Source organism: Streptomyces sp. NPDC053755 (genome assembly GCF_040677675.1).
Lineage (GTDB): Bacteria > Actinomycetota > Actinomycetes > Streptomycetales > Streptomycetaceae > Streptomyces.
In genome coordinates this window covers 1-17,028 of the sequence record NZ_JBFASK010000054.1, presented here as the reverse complement: position 1 = coordinate 17,028, position 17,028 = coordinate 1, and the positions used below count along the sequence as shown (strand labels likewise).

11 protein-coding genes and 2 pseudogenes are annotated in these 17,028 nt (G+C 69.7%); 7 read left to right on the top strand and 6 right to left on the bottom strand.

Features of this window, described 5'->3' with window-relative positions:
* Positions 1-198: 198 nt before the first annotated feature.
* Positions 199-1,581: a DUF1254 domain-containing protein gene (locus AB0K65_RS30600; protein WP_365722249.1), complete on the bottom strand. Its 1,383-nt coding sequence runs from the start codon at positions 1,579-1,581 to the stop codon at positions 199-201.
* A gap of 199 nt (positions 1,582-1,780) precedes the next feature.
* Between AB0K65_RS30600 and AB0K65_RS30595 the strand changes: the two genes are divergently transcribed.
* From AB0K65_RS30595 to AB0K65_RS30585, 3 genes are all read left to right on the top strand, one after another.
* A complete protein-coding gene (locus tag AB0K65_RS30595) occupies positions 1,781-2,458 on the top strand; it encodes a GAP family protein (protein WP_365722247.1) in 678 nt (225 codons plus the stop codon).
* Positions 2,455-4,152 carry a SulP family inorganic anion transporter gene (locus tag AB0K65_RS30590; protein ID WP_365722245.1) on the top strand — a complete coding sequence of 566 codons (1,698 nt, stop codon included), beginning with the start codon at positions 2,455-2,457 and terminating at the stop codon, positions 4,150-4,152. Before AB0K65_RS30595 ends, AB0K65_RS30590 begins: the two co-directional genes overlap by 4 nt.
* Before the next feature lie 538 nt (positions 4,153-4,690).
* Positions 4,691-5,026: a hypothetical protein gene (locus AB0K65_RS30585; RefSeq protein WP_365722243.1), complete on the top strand. Its 336-nt coding sequence runs from the start codon at positions 4,691-4,693 to the stop codon at positions 5,024-5,026.
* On the opposite strand, the pseudogene AB0K65_RS30580 reads toward AB0K65_RS30585, so the two are convergent.
* The 3 genes and pseudogenes from AB0K65_RS30580 to AB0K65_RS30570 all read right to left on the bottom strand — a co-directional run.
* Positions 5,002-5,753 (bottom strand): annotated as a pseudogene (locus AB0K65_RS30580) (IS5 family transposase); the annotation flags it as partial. The gene AB0K65_RS30585 and the pseudogene AB0K65_RS30580 sit on opposite strands and share 25 nt — an antisense overlap.
* Before the next feature lie 63 nt (positions 5,754-5,816).
* Entirely contained in the window at positions 5,817-6,374 is a 558-nt protein-coding gene (locus tag AB0K65_RS30575; protein ID WP_365722241.1) for an XRE family transcriptional regulator, read from the bottom strand.
* A 9-nt stretch (positions 6,375-6,383) separates the two neighbouring features.
* Positions 6,384-7,640: pseudogene (locus AB0K65_RS30570) on the bottom strand (transcriptional regulator); the annotation flags it as partial.
* 117 nt (positions 7,641-7,757) lie between these two features.
* Between AB0K65_RS30570 and AB0K65_RS30565 the strand changes: the two are divergent.
* Together AB0K65_RS30565 and AB0K65_RS30560 are read left to right on the top strand one after the other, a co-directional pair.
* A complete protein-coding gene (locus AB0K65_RS30565) occupies positions 7,758-8,795 on the top strand; it encodes a hypothetical protein (RefSeq protein WP_365722239.1) in 1,038 nt (345 codons plus the stop codon).
* Positions 8,796-8,916: 121 nt separating this feature from the next.
* The gene (locus tag AB0K65_RS30560; protein WP_365722237.1) at positions 8,917-9,984 is read left to right on the top strand and encodes a hypothetical protein; all 1,068 of its coding nucleotides are present in this window, start codon (positions 8,917-8,919) and stop codon (positions 9,982-9,984) included.
* Between the two features lie 89 nt (positions 9,985-10,073).
* On the opposite strand, the gene AB0K65_RS30555 is transcribed toward AB0K65_RS30560, so the two are convergent.
* On the bottom strand, positions 10,074-10,466 hold the full coding sequence (locus tag AB0K65_RS30555; protein WP_365722235.1) for a hypothetical protein: 393 nt from the start codon (positions 10,464-10,466) through the stop codon (positions 10,074-10,076).
* A 423-nt stretch (positions 10,467-10,889) separates the two neighbouring features.
* On the opposite strand from AB0K65_RS30555, the gene AB0K65_RS30550 reads away from it, so the two are divergent.
* Positions 10,890-12,890, top strand: a complete 2,001-nt coding sequence (locus AB0K65_RS30550; RefSeq protein ID WP_365722233.1) for a hypothetical protein — start codon at positions 10,890-10,892, stop codon at positions 12,888-12,890.
* Between the two features lie 140 nt (positions 12,891-13,030).
* Positions 13,031-13,291 carry a hypothetical protein gene (locus AB0K65_RS30545; protein ID WP_365722231.1) on the top strand — a complete coding sequence of 87 codons (261 nt, stop codon included), beginning with the start codon at positions 13,031-13,033 and terminating at the stop codon, positions 13,289-13,291.
* Between the two features lie 222 nt (positions 13,292-13,513).
* Here AB0K65_RS30545 and AB0K65_RS30540 read toward each other — a convergent pair whose 3' ends face one another.
* Positions 13,514-16,030 (bottom strand): Helicase associated domain protein, encoded by a 2,517-nt coding sequence (locus tag AB0K65_RS30540; RefSeq protein WP_365722229.1) that lies wholly within the window; start codon positions 16,028-16,030, stop codon positions 13,514-13,516.
* Positions 16,031-17,028 lie beyond the last annotated feature (998 nt).

The window sequence follows — 17,028 nt, the reverse complement described above, 5'->3', positions numbered from 1 at the left end:
CGACTGTAAGACCGTCCGCCGTTTGCTGAACGTCCCCGTGACATCCAACGACTCCACTCCGTCGAAGACGGCGATCACGATCCTGCGCGGTTGACCCATGCGGCCATCCCCGGTCGGGCCGGACATGACGGCAATGTCATGGATATCGCAGATCCGGACACCCGCCGAGGAGGAGGGGGAGGGGAGAACGGTGGAGGGTCAGCGGTCGACGCGGATGACGGCCGGGGGAGTGTAGGGGCCGGTGAGGATGTCGGGGGTGGGCAGGTACTGGCGCAGGATGAGGCGGAACAGGACGCCGGGTTCGGTGGTGGGGAGCCAGTTTGATTCCTTGTCCGGGCCGGGGTTCTCGCGCTGGAGGTAGAGGGTGAGGGAGCCGTCGGGGCCGTAGGTGAGGTCTTTGGTGAGGCTGCCGAGGTGGTAGCGGCCGATCGGGTTTTCGACGAGGAAGCCCTGCGGGTTGAGGTACATGGTCACCGACCAGAAGGCGTTCACGGGCGGGAATTCGTCGGGGCCGAAGCGCAGTTCGTAGCGGTGTTCGCCGGAGAGCGGGTCGCCGTCGCCGTCGAGGATGGCGCCGATGTAGTACGCCTCCTTCGCGCTGTTGGCGAGCAGGCCGATCTGTGCGATCTCCAGGCGGGAGAAGTAATCGGTTCCCCAGTCGCCGATGGTGTCGACGTCGACCATCACCCAGCCGTTGCGGGACGGGCCTGCGAACGGCATGTCCGCGTACAGGTCACGCAGCCCGTCCGTGACGGCCCGCCGCAGGCCGTCGACGGCCGCGGGGTGGAGCCGGGAGGGATCGAAGAAGTGGTGTGGGGTGATGCCGATGCGGGTGAGCAGGCCGAGGACGCCATCGTCGGCGGCCGGGGGCGGGCTCACGCTCAGGCAGTCGGCGAGCGTGCGGTAGAAGTCCAGCGGGTCGCCGCCTTCGCCCCGCCAGTCGCGGGCCGGCGGGTTGGCCGAGGGGTCGGGCTTGGGGGCGGCCGGGTCGGCGGGGCGCAGGGTGATCCGCTTCTGCAGGGTCACGGCGGCGGGGACGTCGTCGTCGAGGATCGTGACGCGGGCTAGGAGGCAGACCAGGTGGGTGGGGGCGGTGATGACCCGGGTGATGCCGTCGGGGACGGTGCCGCGCCAGCCGGGCCCGGCCAGCAGGTAGTCGCCGCCGGTGGTGTCGCCCATGCGCGTGCCGACGTAGGCGAAGCTGTTGGTGTACATGTCCAGGAGCTGGACGGTGAAGTAGCGGTCGGTGATGGGCGGGATGGTGAGGACCACCGCGCCGCCGGACAGGTCCACGAAGGTTCGCGAGTACGGGGCGTCGACGATTGGCGTGACGAAGTAGGTGTCCTTCGGCTCCGCGCGGCGCGGGGTGTGGTGGATCTCGTTGATCGCGCCGAGGTGCGTCGGGGCGGACGCGTCGACGTGCCATTCCCACAGGCTGCGGTGCATCTCCAGGAGCGGAAAGCCGTAACGGAAGGCCGCCATGCCGAGCCAGTACCCCTCGTCGGCCCGCGACTTCTCGTGGGCGGTGGCGATCTGCTGCTTCAACGTCTGCGCGTCCATGCGGACTCCGATTCGGTACACCGACAGGGTGATATAAGCCCCATAACGGTCATCGGATTTCGGCGGGTCCGCAACCGTGCCCCGAGACCGCGGGGTAGCCGGGGAGGGATGCCACCCGTTCGGCCCTGCCTCCGTTGCGGCTCCCTGCGGAGGCCGAAAGGCTCGGCCACACCGCCTGCCGTGGCGGGGGCGGAGCGGGGCCGGTACGGAGGAGGCAGCGATGGGTGACGCCGTCGGGCAGATGCTGGCATCGGCGGTGGGCATCACCATCAGCCCTCTTCCGCTGATCGCGGTGGTGCTGATGCTGGCCACCCCGCGCGGCAGGATTAACGGCACGGCGTTCACGCTGGGCTGGATGCTCACGCTCGGAGTGATCACCACCGTGGTCGTCCTCGCCGGCTCGGGCGGCGGCGCCGACGACGGAGGCACACCCGCCGACTGGACGTACTGGCTCAAGCTCGCCCTCGGCGTGCTCTTCCTTCTCATGGGCGCCAAGCAGTGGAAGGACCGCCCTAGGGAGGGACAGGAGCACACGCTGCCCGGCTGGATGCGGGCGATCGACCGCTTCACGCCGGGCAAGGCGGCGGGCCTCGCGGCCCTGCTGTCCGGCGCCAACCCGAAGAACCTCGTCCTCGCGATCGGCGGCGCGGCCTCCCTCGCGAGCAGCCCGGCGAGCGGCGGGGGCAAGGCCGTCGCCGGCGCCCTGTTCGTGCTGATCGGCTCGGCCTGCGTCCTGCTGCCCCTGCTCGTGTACGTCTTCGGCGGCAGCCGGTCGGCCGCGGTGCTCGGCGGCTGGAAGACGTGGATGGGCGAGCACAACAGCGCGATCATGACGGTGGTCCTCGTCGTGCTCGGCGCCAAGTACGTGGGAGACGCGATCAGCGGACTCTCCTCGTGAAGTTCCCCCGCTCATGGCCCGGGCGGAAGTTGAACCTCGGCAGGCCGACGCCCGGGGACGCGGGTTCCGGCCTTGTGACCGGGCTCTTCTCGATCCCGGAGGGCATGGCGTACGCGGCGATCGCCGGCTTCAATCCGGTCGCCGGACTCTACGCGGGCGTGGTCCCGGCGATCGTGGGCTCGCTGACCTCCCGTACCGTCCTCATGGTCACCACCCTGACCAGCGCACTCGCGCTGACCTCGCAGAGCGTGCTCGCTGACGCCGGACTCGACCCGAAGGTCGCCGGGAACGTCGCCACCCTGACCCTGATGGCGGGCGTGGTCATGCTCCTGATGGGCGTGCTGCGGCTCGGTGTGGTGATGAGCTTCGTCTCCAACGCCGTCATGACGGGCTTCTCCACTGGCATCGCCCTCCAGATCATCACCGGAGTCCTCAAGGACGCCACCGGCTACGAGCCCCAGGGCCACAACCGTCTCCACCAGCTCGTGGACTGGCTCGCCCACATAGGCGCCTGGCAGCTCGCCGCGACCCTGGTGGCCGCCGTCACGATCGCCGTATGGGCGCTGACCCGGCTCGTACGGCGTCTGGAAGCGGTCGCCCTGCTCGTCGCCATGGTCGTCGCTTCCGTGGGCGTCGCGGTGCTCGGCACCGACGTCGAGCTCGTTGGCGGGATCGCGCACATCCCCGCCGCGCTGCCGGGCTTCTCCGCACCCGACCTCTCCGTGATTCCCGCACTGGCGGGCGGCGCGGTCGCGGTCGCGCTCGTCGGGCTCGCGCAGGCGGCGAGCATCGGGCCGTCCGTCCCCAACCCTGACGGCTCCAAGTCCTCCGTGAACGGCGACTTCGCCGCCCAGGGGCTCGCCAACCTCGCGGGCGGCATCTTTCAGTCGCTGCCCTCGGGCGGTTCCCTGTCCCGTACCGGCGTCGCCGTCTCCGCCGGCGCCCGCACCCGCTGGGCAGGCATCCTCTCCGGCGTCCTGCTCGCCCTGATCGTTCTCGTCTGCGCCCCGCTCGCCGAACACATCCCCATGCCCGTCATCGGCGGCCTGATCCTCGTCGTCGGCGGCGAGCTGATCTGGGGCAAGCGCCACGACATCCTCCTCGTCCTGCGCACGTCCCCGCTGTCCTCCGCCGCGATGGTGCTGACCTTCCTCGCCACCACCCAACTCCCCCTCCAGCGGGCGATCGTCATCGGCGCCGTCCTGTCCCTGTTGCTGTACTGCGTCCGGGCCGCCCGTCGCTCCCGCCTCGTCGCCCTCACCGCCGACGACACCGGGCGCTGGCACCCCGGCGACGTCCCTTCGTCCCTGCCGCCTGGCGAGGTCACCGTCCTCTACTACGACGGCGTCGGCTTCTTCGCCGAACTGCCCCGCGTCGAGGCGATGCTCCCGCGCACCGACCACGCCCGGGTCGCGGTCCTGATCCTCGTCATGCGCGGTGTCCCCGACGTGCCGTCGTCCACCATGACCAAAGTCCTGCGCCGCCACGCCCACGACCTCCACCGGGCGGGCGGCCGACTGATCCTCGCGGGCGCCGAACCCGGTCTGGTCCGCGCGTTCGAGGCGGCCGGCCTCGACCGGGACCTCGGCCCCGAAGGCATTGTCCCCGCCGGCGGCGCCCTCTTTGACCCCCTCGACCAGGCCCTGGCCGACGCGCGCGCCTGGATCATGGACAGGGCCACGGCGAGGGAGTGACACCCTGGTGGCGGCCCTGTCTGTTCTCCATGGGTAGGGTCGGGCGGCGGTGGTAAGCGGATGGGTCTCGCCCGTTGCGGAGAGCCGGCCCGCTTACCACCGCGTTTGCTGACCAGCCTGCTGTCAGCGTGATCGCTGAGCCGGTCATCAACCGGCGCCCGGCCCAACGACCGCCGACGCCGTTCTCACCCCTCCTTGCCGGCCTTCCTCTCCCCGCCCGGTTTCCCCACTCAGCAACACGACGCAGTCGGCACCCACTCCACGGATGCACCCCACAGAGCTTCCGCCAACTCCAATTCGCAGGCCAAACGGCTGGTGTGACCGGCTCACCCGATGCTCACGCTACTCGCGGGTGGGAGCCCACCGAGAAGATCGTCTGCGAGCGGTCCGGATCGCCTCCGAAACGCAGCCCGGGGCAGCGCTCCGGCCCGTGCGCCTAGGGCCTGTCTGACAAATGATCTACGGTCGCTGGTGGCCTTTGCTTCGCTGATCACCAGCAATTTGGCTGCTCGGTGCGGCCACTCGAAGGGAATCCACCGTGGGCGTCGAGATAGAACTGCACGCCGACCGGCCTGTGCTGGACTGGGACCGGTCCAGGGGGACTTTGATCCGTGGGTCGTACGCGCATGGCGACGAGCTGGCCGACGTCCTACTCGGCATGGACGAGACCCACCAAGGCAACCTTGCGCGTGTGGATCCTTACGGGGACACGTTGTTCAACGAGCAACAGGCACAAGCTGCGCTGCGGGAGGTGCCTGACCTGTTGAAGCAGTGTTCGGGACCATCCCAGACGGCGGCCGTCCTTGACCTTGAGAGGCTGCTGCAGTCCTGCTCGAAGACGCCAGGGAGCTACCTGTGGTTTGTCGGCGACTGATCTTCCCGTGTTTCGCGGAGCCAGAGGATTAGTGCTGCGAGGTGGAGTCCGGCCCGGTAGCGGGTGGCGAGTTTGTCGAAGCGGGTGGCGATGGCGCGGAACTGCTTGAGCCGGTTGAAGCAGCGTTCGACGACGTTGCGGGCCTTGTATAGGTCGCGGTCGAAGGCTGGCGGTCTGCCTCCGGCCCGTCCGCGCCGCACGCGGTTGGCCTTCTGGTCGGCCCTCTCCGGGATCACTGCCCGGATGCCCCGGCCTCGCAGCCGCTGGCGGATCGGCCGTGACGAATACGCTTTGTCGGCGATGACCGCGTCGGGCCTGCGGCGCGGCCGGCCGACGCTTGCCCGGGGCACTCGCACGGCGTTCAGGACCTCGTCGAAGACGGTGGAGTCGTTGACGTTGCCCGGCGTGACGACGACGGCCAGGGGCAGACCCCGGCCGTCGCAGGCCAGGTGGACCTTGGTGGTCAGCCCGCCGCGGGACCGGCCGAGCGCCTGGCCAGCCGCCGTGCGTGCCGGATCTTCCAGTTCGTCCCCCGCCGCTGCCCCTTTTTGCGGGCGCCGGCGGCGTGCTGGTGGGCCCGGTTGATCGTCGAGTCGACCGACACGGTCCACTCCACGGCTCCGAGCGAGTCGTCGCGGACCTGGACCTGCTCGAGCAGGTGGGCCCAGGTCCCGTCCGCCTCCCAGCGGGCGAACCGCTCGTAGACCGTCTGCCAGGGCCCGTACCGGTACGCGAGCGAGCCCCGGACCGATGTGGTCCGGGGCTCGCTGGCTGTTCGGGGGCCGGCCTGCTACAGGTCGAACTCGAGGTGCTGGACGTCCGTGAAGCGGACCTCCTCAAGGCTTCCGGCGCGGCGGCCGCCGTCCTGGAAGTACGCCTCCTTGAGCCCGTCGGCCACGATCTGCTGGAGCTGGGCGTCGCTGGCGCCGGCCTCTTGGGCGTCGAAGAGGCGAGCGGCGAAGTGGGGCGGCAGGGCGACGGTCAGGTGCCGGACACGGTCCTCGTCCGTCGACCCGATCGGCGCGGTGTAGCCCATGCGGGCGCGGGTGTCGATGACGATGCCGCCCGTGGAGGCCGCCTTCGCCTTGGCCTTCGCCCTGATCTGGGGCTGCCACCTCTTCTTCACTTCGCGCTCCAGGCGCTCGGCGAGGTCCGGGCGGGGCTTCTTGATCTGGTCCTTCACATACCGCTCTACGGTGCGCTGGGAGACGAGCAGCATCTGGGCGACCGCCTTGGTGCTCTTGAGCTGCTTGACCAGGTAGCGCATCTGCGCGCCGGCCGACTTGGGTGCCGGGCGGGTGAACGCCTTTTGCACCGCGGCTTCCAGGCCGTCCCCGAACAGGCTCATCGCCTACTCCTACTCTCCGTTGTCGACGTCGGTGACGGTGCCGTCCTTGATGTACCGGGCGAGGTTGAGCTCCGGCGCGTTGAACCGCTCCCGAACTTCCTCGCCCCACAGGACGTCCTGCGTGCCTTCCCACTTCACGAGGCCGGGGTTGATGCCGAGCTTGAAGCCGCCGGGCAGCGGCTTACCCTCCCGGTAGGGCAGGAAGTCCAGCGGTGAGGGCCCGCGTGCGGCGTAGACGACGCAGTCGGACAGGATCGCGATCGGGTACTGCCCGGTGAACGACGCGTGCTTGACGATCTTCCGGTGCAGGTTGATCCGGGTGCGGGCGATGACAGCCGCGCGGATGTCCGGCCGCCACGTCGGGCGTGACAGGGCGCGCCAGGGCTCGCCCGGCCGCCAGCCCTCCCCGCGCGGGCGCTCGCGGAGCTTGCCCAGGCCGCCCTTCACCGTCGCCTTGACCGCCGAGACGACGATCGCCAGCTCCGGGTCACGGCTCTTGTAGCCGTTCATCGCGGCGAGGAAGTCCTCCGGCGACAGGTCGGCGTCGACGCCGAGGTCGGCCATCGTGGCGAGGTAGGCGTCACGGAGCCGGTTGTACCAGCCGTCCAGGTAGCGCCCGTTGTCGTACCGCACCCACGCTTCGGTCGGGCGCACCTCGTAGCCGAGCTCCTGGGCGTAGGCGGCGGTGGGAGTCGCGTACCAGGCCGGGCCGGTCGGGCGCTCGCCCTTCGGCGTGAACGGGCTCGGCAGCAGGCTGCCGTCCAGCTCCACCCACTCCTTGCCGACCTTCACCCGGGACAGGTCCACGTGGCTCAGGTCGACCAGCCAGGAGCCGGGCAGCTTCGGATCGAACGCGGGATTCGTGACGTGCGTCGCCTCCCCGAGGCCGACCGGCAGGCCGTTGGCTCCGGCGGCGAAGGCCATGTTCACGTCGATGCCGACCAGGTGCCGCAGGGTGCACTCGGCATCGGTCATCGGCCGCGCCCAGTCGTACGCCTCCTCGAACAGCTTCTCCGCCGGGCCGCGCACGTGGAACCGGGGCAGGTCCTTGAGGACGGGGTGCCCGTCGGGGACCTCGCACGGCGGCCAGTTCATCGGGTCGATGGCGTCCTTGCCCAGCGAGCCGGAGTTGTGCTCGGAGTGCCGCTTGCCGTCGGCGTCGGGCTCGGAGGCCCGGGTCGGCGGGTGCAGGGCGGTCATCAGCTCCAGGCCGGTCACGGCGGTGGACCCGCGCGGAGTCATCACTCGCGAGGCGTACACGCCCAGGCCGCCGTCGACTCACCGGACGGGATCGGCACGATCACCTCGTTCTGGACCGAGGTCCCGCTCCCGGCGACCGGCACCTGGAATGCGCCCGGGAAGGGCGGCGCCCAGGACGACATCGTGCTCACCGCCCCGCAGGACGGGGTGCCGCTGCTGTTCATCGAGGTCGACAACTGCCACGAGACCGCCGAGGAGCTCGCCGACAAGCTGGAGAAGTACGCCCGCTTCTTCAAGCGGAAGGTGAAGGACACCGATGGCAAGGAGCGCCCGATGTGGCGTACGCGCTGGGCGGCCCCCGAGGGCCGGTACGGCGATGCGCCGCATCCACCCGTGCTGCTGGTGTTCAACCGCATCGGCGAGCGCAACCCCAACCGCACCGTCCCGTGCCTGATGCAGCTCACCCGTCACCTGTGGCAGGGGGATCGGCAGCGCGGGGGGCACCATCTCTACGACCGGAAGATCCCGATCATCGCAGTCGGGCTGAACCAGCTACGTGAGCACGGCCCGGCCGGCCCGGTGTTCGCCCGCTTCGGACGCAGTGGCCCGCAGACCCTCCTGGAGGCGATCGGCAACCCGCGCCGCGAGGCCGCCGACGCCCGCGAGGAAGAGGAGTCCAAGGCCCGCGCGGCGCAGTACCAGGCGGAGGTACGGCGGGCAGCCCAGGAGCAGGCCGCGAAGCAGGCAGCGGAGCGCGAGGCGCGCCGTCCCGTGTGTGCCGGCTGCGGGGCGAAGTTCACCGACGCCCGCTGGCAGGCGGTACAGCCGACGGACTGGGGAGCCACGAAGGACTCCCACCCGCACCTGTGCGACGACTGCAAGGCAGGCGCCGTCGTCAGCCCAGCGGCTGGCACGCAGGAGCGCCAGGAGTCGGTGCGCGGCGCAGCGGGGGCGGACGACTTCTGGCCTGCCCCCGAGCGCCCCGTCCGCACCGAATGCGGTGCCGCGTTCACCGACGAACGATGGAAGGCGACCAAGTCCGTCGGCTGGACGGCTTCCCCAGCGAAGCGCCCGTCCCTGTGCGGGGACTGCGACCAGCGGTGCGAGGCCGACCTGGACAAAGCCTGGGGTGTGAGCCACCGGCCGGAGGAACGCGACCAGGAGCAGGAGCCGGCTGTGCCCGAGCAGAAGACCGGCTGGCTCTCGCGCCTGCGCCGCTGAGCCGGGGCACTCCTCCCGACCAGCCGTGCTTCTCCTTCTGGCAAGAATCAGCCCGGCGAATTGGATGGATACGACGGAGAAGGCACGTCATGCTGGAAGCGATCGAGGCGAGGGGGAAAGCGTGAGCCGCGGGCAGACGGAGACTCTTGACGAGAAGCACCAGCGCTTGCTGGAGGCTTTCGTGTTGAGGGCCCGCAGGGTGGAGGAGCATTCGCTGGCCGCCGATTGGGATGCTCTTGTCGAGCTGACCCGCATGAGCATCAACGTCCGTGTTGACCGCGGCGAGGTCCGGATCTCGTACGAGCTTCCGCCCGAGGAAGTGGTCGAGTCTGCGGCAGCGCGTATCAGGCCGATCCTGCTGGAGCAGGAGGACTGTTTTCACATGAAGGCGCTTTCGGCTCTGGGCTACACCTGCCGAGCAGCGCCGCAAGATGCGGCGTGGATACGAGCCGCACGCGCTGAGTGGCGAACACGGGTGAGCCCCTCCACGCGCGACGAATCCGGCTACTGGGTCATGGTCGCTGACACGTCCACGGGCGAAGAGCGTGACCTGGATGCGCACGGGCTGGCCATGGCCTGGATCTACGGAGACGTGGTGCATCACGACCCAGAGCGACGCAAGGAGGGCGACACCTTCGGACTGCGCGACCGGTTTCGCGCCGCTGTACCTCTGGTGGCGTGGGCGATGGTTGGCACGATTGAGCTCCTGAACTTCGTCCGGGCGCTGAACAAGGCCGGGATGCTCAACCTTCGGAAGGAAGTGTTCGACGAACAGGTTGCGTTGAAATCGACCAAGTGGGAAGAGCGTGCCGAGATGTACTACGCACCCGTCGGCGCTCAACCTCCCTCGCTTGCGAGTTCTCCCATGCCCGAAGGGTGGCTCCCTCTGAGCAAGGCATCTGACCTGTCGGTCTTTCGGCACCGCATTGCGGGGCAACTCTTGAACACGGAGAGCGCACCATCCATGACGTGCCTCCCCTCACGCGAAGAGGTCGAAGCCGCCCGCACGCCCGCCGGCGGCTGGAAGCGCGACCAGCTCGCCGCCTGGGGCGTGCCGTGGCCCCCGCCGAAGGGCTGGAAGGACGAGCTGGCCGAACGCTGGAAGGCCGCCCGCCCGGCCGGACCGCCGGCCCCCCCGCCCACCCCGGCCCCGGCCGACTTCGCCCAGGACACGCTCGACTTCGGCTGACCCGACGACAGCGGGGCCGGACAGGATCACCCTGTCCGGCCCCGCTGCTCGTTCCCGGTTGTTCACCGGCTGAGGCGGATGCGCGGCCCTCACGCGAACTCGAGGTCGTCCAGGAAGACGGTCTCCAGATCCTTCTCCCACTGGCCGCGCAGGAGGAACGGCGCGGCCTCCATCCGCTCCAGGACGACCAGGGTCTCGGGCTGACCGACCAGCGCGTACCGGCCGTGAGAGGCGGGCCTGCTGCCCGGCCCATACACGCGCAGCAGCTCCTCCAGGCGGTCGCGGTGCTCCTCCACGAACGCCTCCAGACGCTCGATGTACCCCTCGCGTTCCTCGGGGCGCACCGCGCTCAGAGCGACGTCCAGGAACTCCCCGTCCGGCCAGTGCCGCTCGCCTGGTGCGGCCACGGCCCACGGGGAGCGTTCCGCAGCCGCCAGGACGTCCTTCGCGTCCAGCGCCGGAGCCGGGCCCGAATCCTCCACCGGAGCCTCCTGCGGGGCGGGGGAGGCGGGTTGCTGAAGGTGGGCGACCTGGCTGACGCGGAGTACCGGTGGCTCCTTCTCGGCGAGCTCGCCAACAAGTCGCTCATCAGCGCTTTTTGAAATCATTTCCAAAAGAGCGCGGAGAGTACTACCCTGCTTCGTTGACGCCGTTGATGCAGCGGCCGGACGCCTGCGCATAGGACTGCGGTCCGCGTGCGCACGACCCGCGTCTCCTCACCCTCAACTCTCGGGGTGGGCAACCGGATTGCCGACGGCTTACACACTGACGCCGAGTACGCCCCGTGGGACTGCGGTCCTCCGACGGCGACGAGGGTGCGTAGCTCCTCCGAATGGTGCTGCCTCGCGTACTTCCGCAGGCCGCGCCATCTTTTTGTGTGCGGCCGTACCCAGAAGGGCGGTCGCGTGAGCGACACCACCACGCCGGAGCCCGAGCCGGCTGACAGCGAGATTCACGTCATCCCCGTCACCGACTTCCGCAACGTCGACGGCGACTTCGAACACCGGCTTCCTCCGCCGAGCGCGATGACGAACGCGGAGGAGTACCTGCAGAACCACCCCGACGTCCACCTCTCCGATGAGGCAATCCACCGCCTCGTCCAGGGTGCCGTCGAGCCCCAGGACCTCAAGGGCATCCGCGTCGAGCGGCACCGGGTGGAGACCGGCTGGCTGATGGTCATCTCCTACCGGGCCTACTCTCCCATGGTCTCGCTCGCGATCGAGAACGACCGTCTGCTGGCCGAAGTCTCCTACGCGGCCGACCCGCACGCCGCCGGTGTACGCACGGCCCTGGCCATGCCCGAGCCCCACACCAAGCATGCTGTCCTGATCCATCCCGACGCCTACAAGGACATCGAGGAGTCCGTCGATCGGTCCGCGAAGCGCGTACTGACCGACAACCCTCAGGAAGTGGGGGAGCGGCTCGTTGAGCGCCCGCTGATGCTGGTGCCGGTGACCTTCAAGTCCGAGACCGGCGAGCCCGCCGACGACCTCACCGCCGTCGACGGCAACTGCCGCCTCGCCTTCTGCTACCACCGCATCCCGCCCGTGCCGCGCGGATGGGTGGACGACTCCCTGATCGGGGACGCCAGCAAGAAGCGTGTGGTGGTTCGGCCCTCGCACCTGATGCGGATGTCTCTCGAGCGCCGTCGTGAGCTGGTCCGCAAGGTGATCAAGGCCGCGTACAGCCGTCTCAAGGAGCCGCGCACCGGCTCCTCGGCCGACATCAGGGACCGCAACAAGTGGGCCATGGCCCTCAACGCCCTGACCATCCCGGTCACGGTCATCGTCGGCTACCGCGACGACAACGCCCAGCGTGGAATGCAGCGCTTCCCCGCCGGCGTCCGCTCCCTGCTGCTGCGCATGAACACCGGCGGCAAGGTGTTCGCCGACGGCGCGAAGAACGCCGTGAAGGCGGAGGAGATCATCAACGGGCTGTACGACGAGGGGCTCCTTGGCCCCGAAGCGCAGGCCCGGCCCACTCGTGACGCCCTGATCGGCCGCGGGGACGTCGCCGCCTCGATGGAGCGACTCGGCTTCAACCCCGAGCTTCCCGACCTGCGGTTCGCCCTTGTTTTGCAGCACCTGACCTACAAGAGCCCGAGGTTCAACGCGCTGGTGCGCAGCAAGCTGCAGACCGAGGGCAACCTCGTGCTCAGCCGCCGCAACGGGCCGATCGTCGAGCTGGGGCTCCGCTCCTACTCCGCGAGCATGCCCACGAACTCGCCGCGGACCGCCCTGGAGACGATCTGCCTGTGGCAGGACCTCGTCGACAACTCCTGGGCTGTCGAGAACATCGACACGGACACGAAGGTCGACGAACTGCTCGGCCGCGCGAACACGGGGGAGACCCAGGCCACGCTGCTGCTCGGCGCACTCGGGATGCTCTCCCTGGTGATGAGCGGCCACCTCCTCGCGGCCGCTGGTTCGGCGGAGGCGGACGCCGGTACCACCATCGCCCGCACGAGCGTCGGTCTGATCATCAAGGGACTGCTCGCCCAGGAGGAAGGGCGCCAGATCCTCGCGGACGCGATCAAGCGCGTACGCGCGGGCCTGCGGCCGCGCTGGTGGGACACGGAGAAGCAGGAGCTCGTCGAGCAGAAGTCCGACTGGCGGGGCTCCACCTATAACGCGATGCTGCGCAGCGCCGTCCGGCACGGCTGGAAGTCCAAGGCCCCGGGCAAGGAGAAGAAGACCGCGGCGGAGCAGGAGGCCGACAAGCTGACGGTGTTCCAGGAGCAGCTCGGCACCGCCGTCGACCGCCTGCGTGACCTGTTCGAGCTGCGCGAGAAGAACGGCACCACGGACAAGCTCGCCTGGGTCGAGGTCGAGGCGTCGTTCGCCCAGATCGAGGACATCGCTGAGGACCTGCGTCTCATCTCCGAGCCCAAGCCGCGTAACCGGTGACCGCTCCCGTGTGGTCCGGCGTCGTCCCCATGACGCCGGACCGGTACGCCGCGCTCGCACGCCTGGCTTCTCCCTGGCTCGATGAGTTCAGGTGTTGTCCCCTTGGTATCGAGGAGGACAGCGGCCGGGAGGAGCGGGCCGTGTACATCGTCGTCAGCGCCGACGACATGGCCTGCTACGCCGGCCGGACCCGCCCGACCCGACCCCTGCATCGGGGAGCAGCGGTCGTCCGGCTTCGCCGGCATAGGACCGGCGCCCGCTCGAAGCGCGAGGAGTGGGCGAGGTACTGGGTGCTGCCTCTCCGCCCGGACACCCCGGACGAGTTCGTCGACCGACTCGAGCGAACCGTCCAGGCCCGGCTCGGCCTGCCTCGGCAGAACCGCCGCTGGCGCAGGACGTAGAGCCACCGCACCGGTGTTTTCCCGGCTCCCTCCGAGCCGGGAAAACGACACCGTGTGCATGTGCACGATGTCGCCGATGGGCTCTCCGTGTCGTCCGGGCTCTTCTGGAGACCGGGCTTGTTGAAGCGATCCGCCGCTGAGACCAGGCAGCAGTGGGCTGGTCTAGCCGACCAGTTGCCCAGCAGCTGCTATGGGCGCCTACGGAGGCGCTGTCAATTTCTGTCATGTCCACCGCATCCCGATGGCGGACAGCTGCTCCATCCGTTCCGGCGTCAGCGTCGCGGCCCTGCTGCGTTGGTTCCCGATCCAGGCACCCAGCTTGTGCTCGCGCTCTTCCTGGTCCTCGCGGACGACGATCGTCTCGACGTGCTTGCGCGGCACCCGTAGGTGTCCTTCGCGTTCGTAGAACTGCTTGGCGGCCTCGTAGTTCATTGCCCACTTGTCGGCCTGCGTACGGCGCTTGGGCTTCTCGTCCTCGCTGGCGGGCTCGATCCCGAGGACCTGCTCGCACATCCACTGCTGCACGGTCGTGAGCTGATCCCAGCCGAACCGCACCGACTGCACCCAGCGCCCGAGATCCTCGCCCTGGCGCACGACGTCGCCCGCCTCGGTGGGCAGCGCCTCACCCGCGTCCAGGTGCATCCGCACCAGGTGGAAGCAGCGCTGCCACGTCACCGGCCAGCTCGGGCACCAGGAGGCGTCGATCTCCTCCAGCTGCTCGCGCCGCTCGTCCGACAGCGCCCCGGCCGACGACTGAACCGGCAGCCCCTCGGCACGCCGCTGCTCGTTCTCCTGCGCCTTGCGGGCGGCGGCCCGCGCGTTCTTCAGGAAGATGCCCACCCGGTACCCCTGGTAGGTGGCGTCCAGCGGGGCTAGGAGGTGCCCGTGTTCGGCCGCCCACCCGCGCGCGGCAGACAGGCCCTCCTCCCACGCGACGTCGAAGTGCGACCAGATCATGCCGAGCTTCTCCAGCTGGGCGATGCGGTCCTCGTCCATGTCGCCGCGGGCGTAGAAGCGCCGGTTGTCGGCGATCCACTGCCCGAGCGGGAAGTTGGCGAGCGAGGCCGGCCACCCCTCGCCTTTCGCCTCCTGGTCGTCGACGGTGGGCACCCGGAACGTGAACGGCACGCGGAGGTCACTGTGCAGCCGGTTGTAGATGACGGCGGCCTCGACCCCGCGCCGCCAGTGCTCGTGCTCGGGGTTGAGGACGCGCAGGTTGATGAATGCGGCGAGGGCGGCCGGGTCGCGGGGCGTGGAGAACTTCAGCAGGGCCTTGGCGGGTGCGCTGACGCCTCCGGAGCCCTCGCCACTCCCGCCCGTGCCGCTCTCGTCCTTGCTGACGGGCTTGTAGCGGCTCGGGGCCTGCTGCTCCGCGAGGCTCTCCACGATCCGCGCGTCGTGCGCCCGCAGCGCCTCCAAGAGCTTCGCCAGCCCGCCGAACGCCCGGCTCGTGAGCATGTTGTCCGCTGTCTCGCCCGGCCCGAGCAGCACCGGGACCACGAGCGAGGCGACCTTGCCCTCGCCGGGCTGCATCCGCAGGGCACGGCCGACGGCTTGGACGAGGTCGGGCATGGAGCCGCGTACGTCCGCCCAGTAGACGGAGTCGCAGTTCTTGGTGTCGACGCCCTCGCCCAGGACCTTCACCGAGCTGAGGAAGCACTTCTCCACGACGGTGCCGTCCGTGGCGATCCCGGCCGCGAACTCCCCGAGCAGCCGGCGGCGGTGGAGCGGCTTGTGGTCGCCGCACAGCCAGTCCGCCCAGATCGTCTTGGGGTACAGCTCGGGGTCGCTGGCGTGCAGCTGGGCGGCGACGTCGGGGAGGCCGGCCGCGAAGGCTTCGGCTTCCTTGACGACGTGGTGGAAGACGAGCGTGCGCCGGAAGTTCTCCTCCGCTGACGCCTTCACCAGGGCGGTCTGGAGCGCGGCGAGCCGGGCTCCGCGGACTTCTGCCGAGCGGCTTTCGGCGCCCAGGAGCTGGGCGGCCTGGAGCGCGGTGTCGGTGACGTCCACGCATACGACCTGGTAGGGGGCACAGATTCCCCTGTCGATCGCCTCCGAGAGGGTCAGAGTGAAGCAGCGACTGCCGAAGGGGCCCTCCGGGTCGTCTTCCATGCTCGCGACCAGCTCACCGGGCGTACCGGCCGCATCGTCGTCCCCGAGCTGCCACAGCCGGGGCGTGGCCGTCATGTACAGGCGGCGCAGGGACGGGATCTTCTGGTTGTCGTGGACAACCGCCCACGGCTTCCCGATCCGGCCCGAAACGCGGTGGGCTTCGTCCACGACGATCAGGTCCCAGGCCGCGAGGCCCCCGGCGTGCGCACGCTCCAGCGTGCCCAACCCGAGGCTGGCATACGTGGCGTAGACGGTGACCTTGTCCAGGCCCCGCGTCCACTCCACCAGCTCGTCCACGTCCGTGGTGTTGGGGAAGGACACCTCCTCACCCCGCAGCGAGGACAACCCGATCATCGGCCCCCGGCGGCCTCCCTCGCGCCACGCGGCCTCGGTCTGGGCGAGCAGGTCCAACGAGGGCACGAGCACCAGAACACGGCCCGCGTGGAGCTCCTCCGCGCTGCGGACCGCCACCCGCGTCTTCCCGGACCCGGTCGCCATGATCACCTGCGTTCGAAGCCCCCGTTCGGGCACAAGCGATCTTGCAGGCAATTCGAGGTCACGCACGACCGCGTCAATGGCTTCTCGCTGGGCTGCCTCGCGCTGATCAACGCGGTCTGTGCTCGACATATCCGTCTGCCTTCTCCTGGGGGTGCCGTCCGGTCGATGCGAGCGGTGGGAAACGGGAAACATGCACGTAGAGGGGACTGCGAAGAGCTACGGTTGGAGTGGTCCCGCTGGGTGCCCGCTCTTCCTCGATGGAGCCCCGGAAAGACTGTGTGATGGATCTGGAGGAGTCCCAGGACATTACGAGGTGGCATGCTCTGGGTCCAGAGTCTATCTGATAGGAAAAATGAAGCACACGCGATGTCGGGATTCCCCCCCATGTAACTGGATGCTATGAAGCGGTTAGCCAGCGGCTCGAGGGTAGGCGACACCCAATGAAAGTTCGGGCTACCGGATAAGGGGTGATGCGGTGTGGAGCTGGCCGGGACGACATGGCCTGACGGGCCGACAGGAAAGGTACTCGCGGTGATACTGCTTGCGGTTCTGGTGGGCATGTTTTCCTGGGGGCTGTACCGAAAGAGGCGTTGACGCCCTCGACCACTCGCCCCCCTCCCTCGTGCTGCCGCTCGGGCCGCAGGCCCGTGGGCGGGCCGAGCGGAGCGTGGCACGCCTGGCCCGCACGGGGGATCGGGGAGCGGCCCGGTGTGGCTGGAGCGCAGCGGAGGCCACGGGTCGGCCGGAGGCCCGCCCCGTGGCCTCCGCTAAGCGCGCACCGAGGCGGGCAACACCCAGGAAGCCGCCCCTCGTAGCCAGCCAAGCCCGCGTCAGCGGGCCCCTGGGGGCCTGGAGGCGGAGCCGGAAGGGCCCTTGAGGCGGGGGAGCGCAGCGGACCCGCCGACCCTGGGCAGAGCGAAGCGAAGCCCAGGGCCAGCGGGGCAAAGCCCCGTAGCTCCGGGAGCGCAGCGGACGGAGCGTCACCAGGGGTGCGGAGCACCCCTGGTGGGTGGGACGCGCCGCGTCCCCCCAGCCCTCGCGCGGAGCGCGAGCGCAACACCCCCGCGAAGCGGGGGTGTTCGCTTGCACATCGCGCAGCGATGTGGTACCCGCGGAGCGGGTACCAC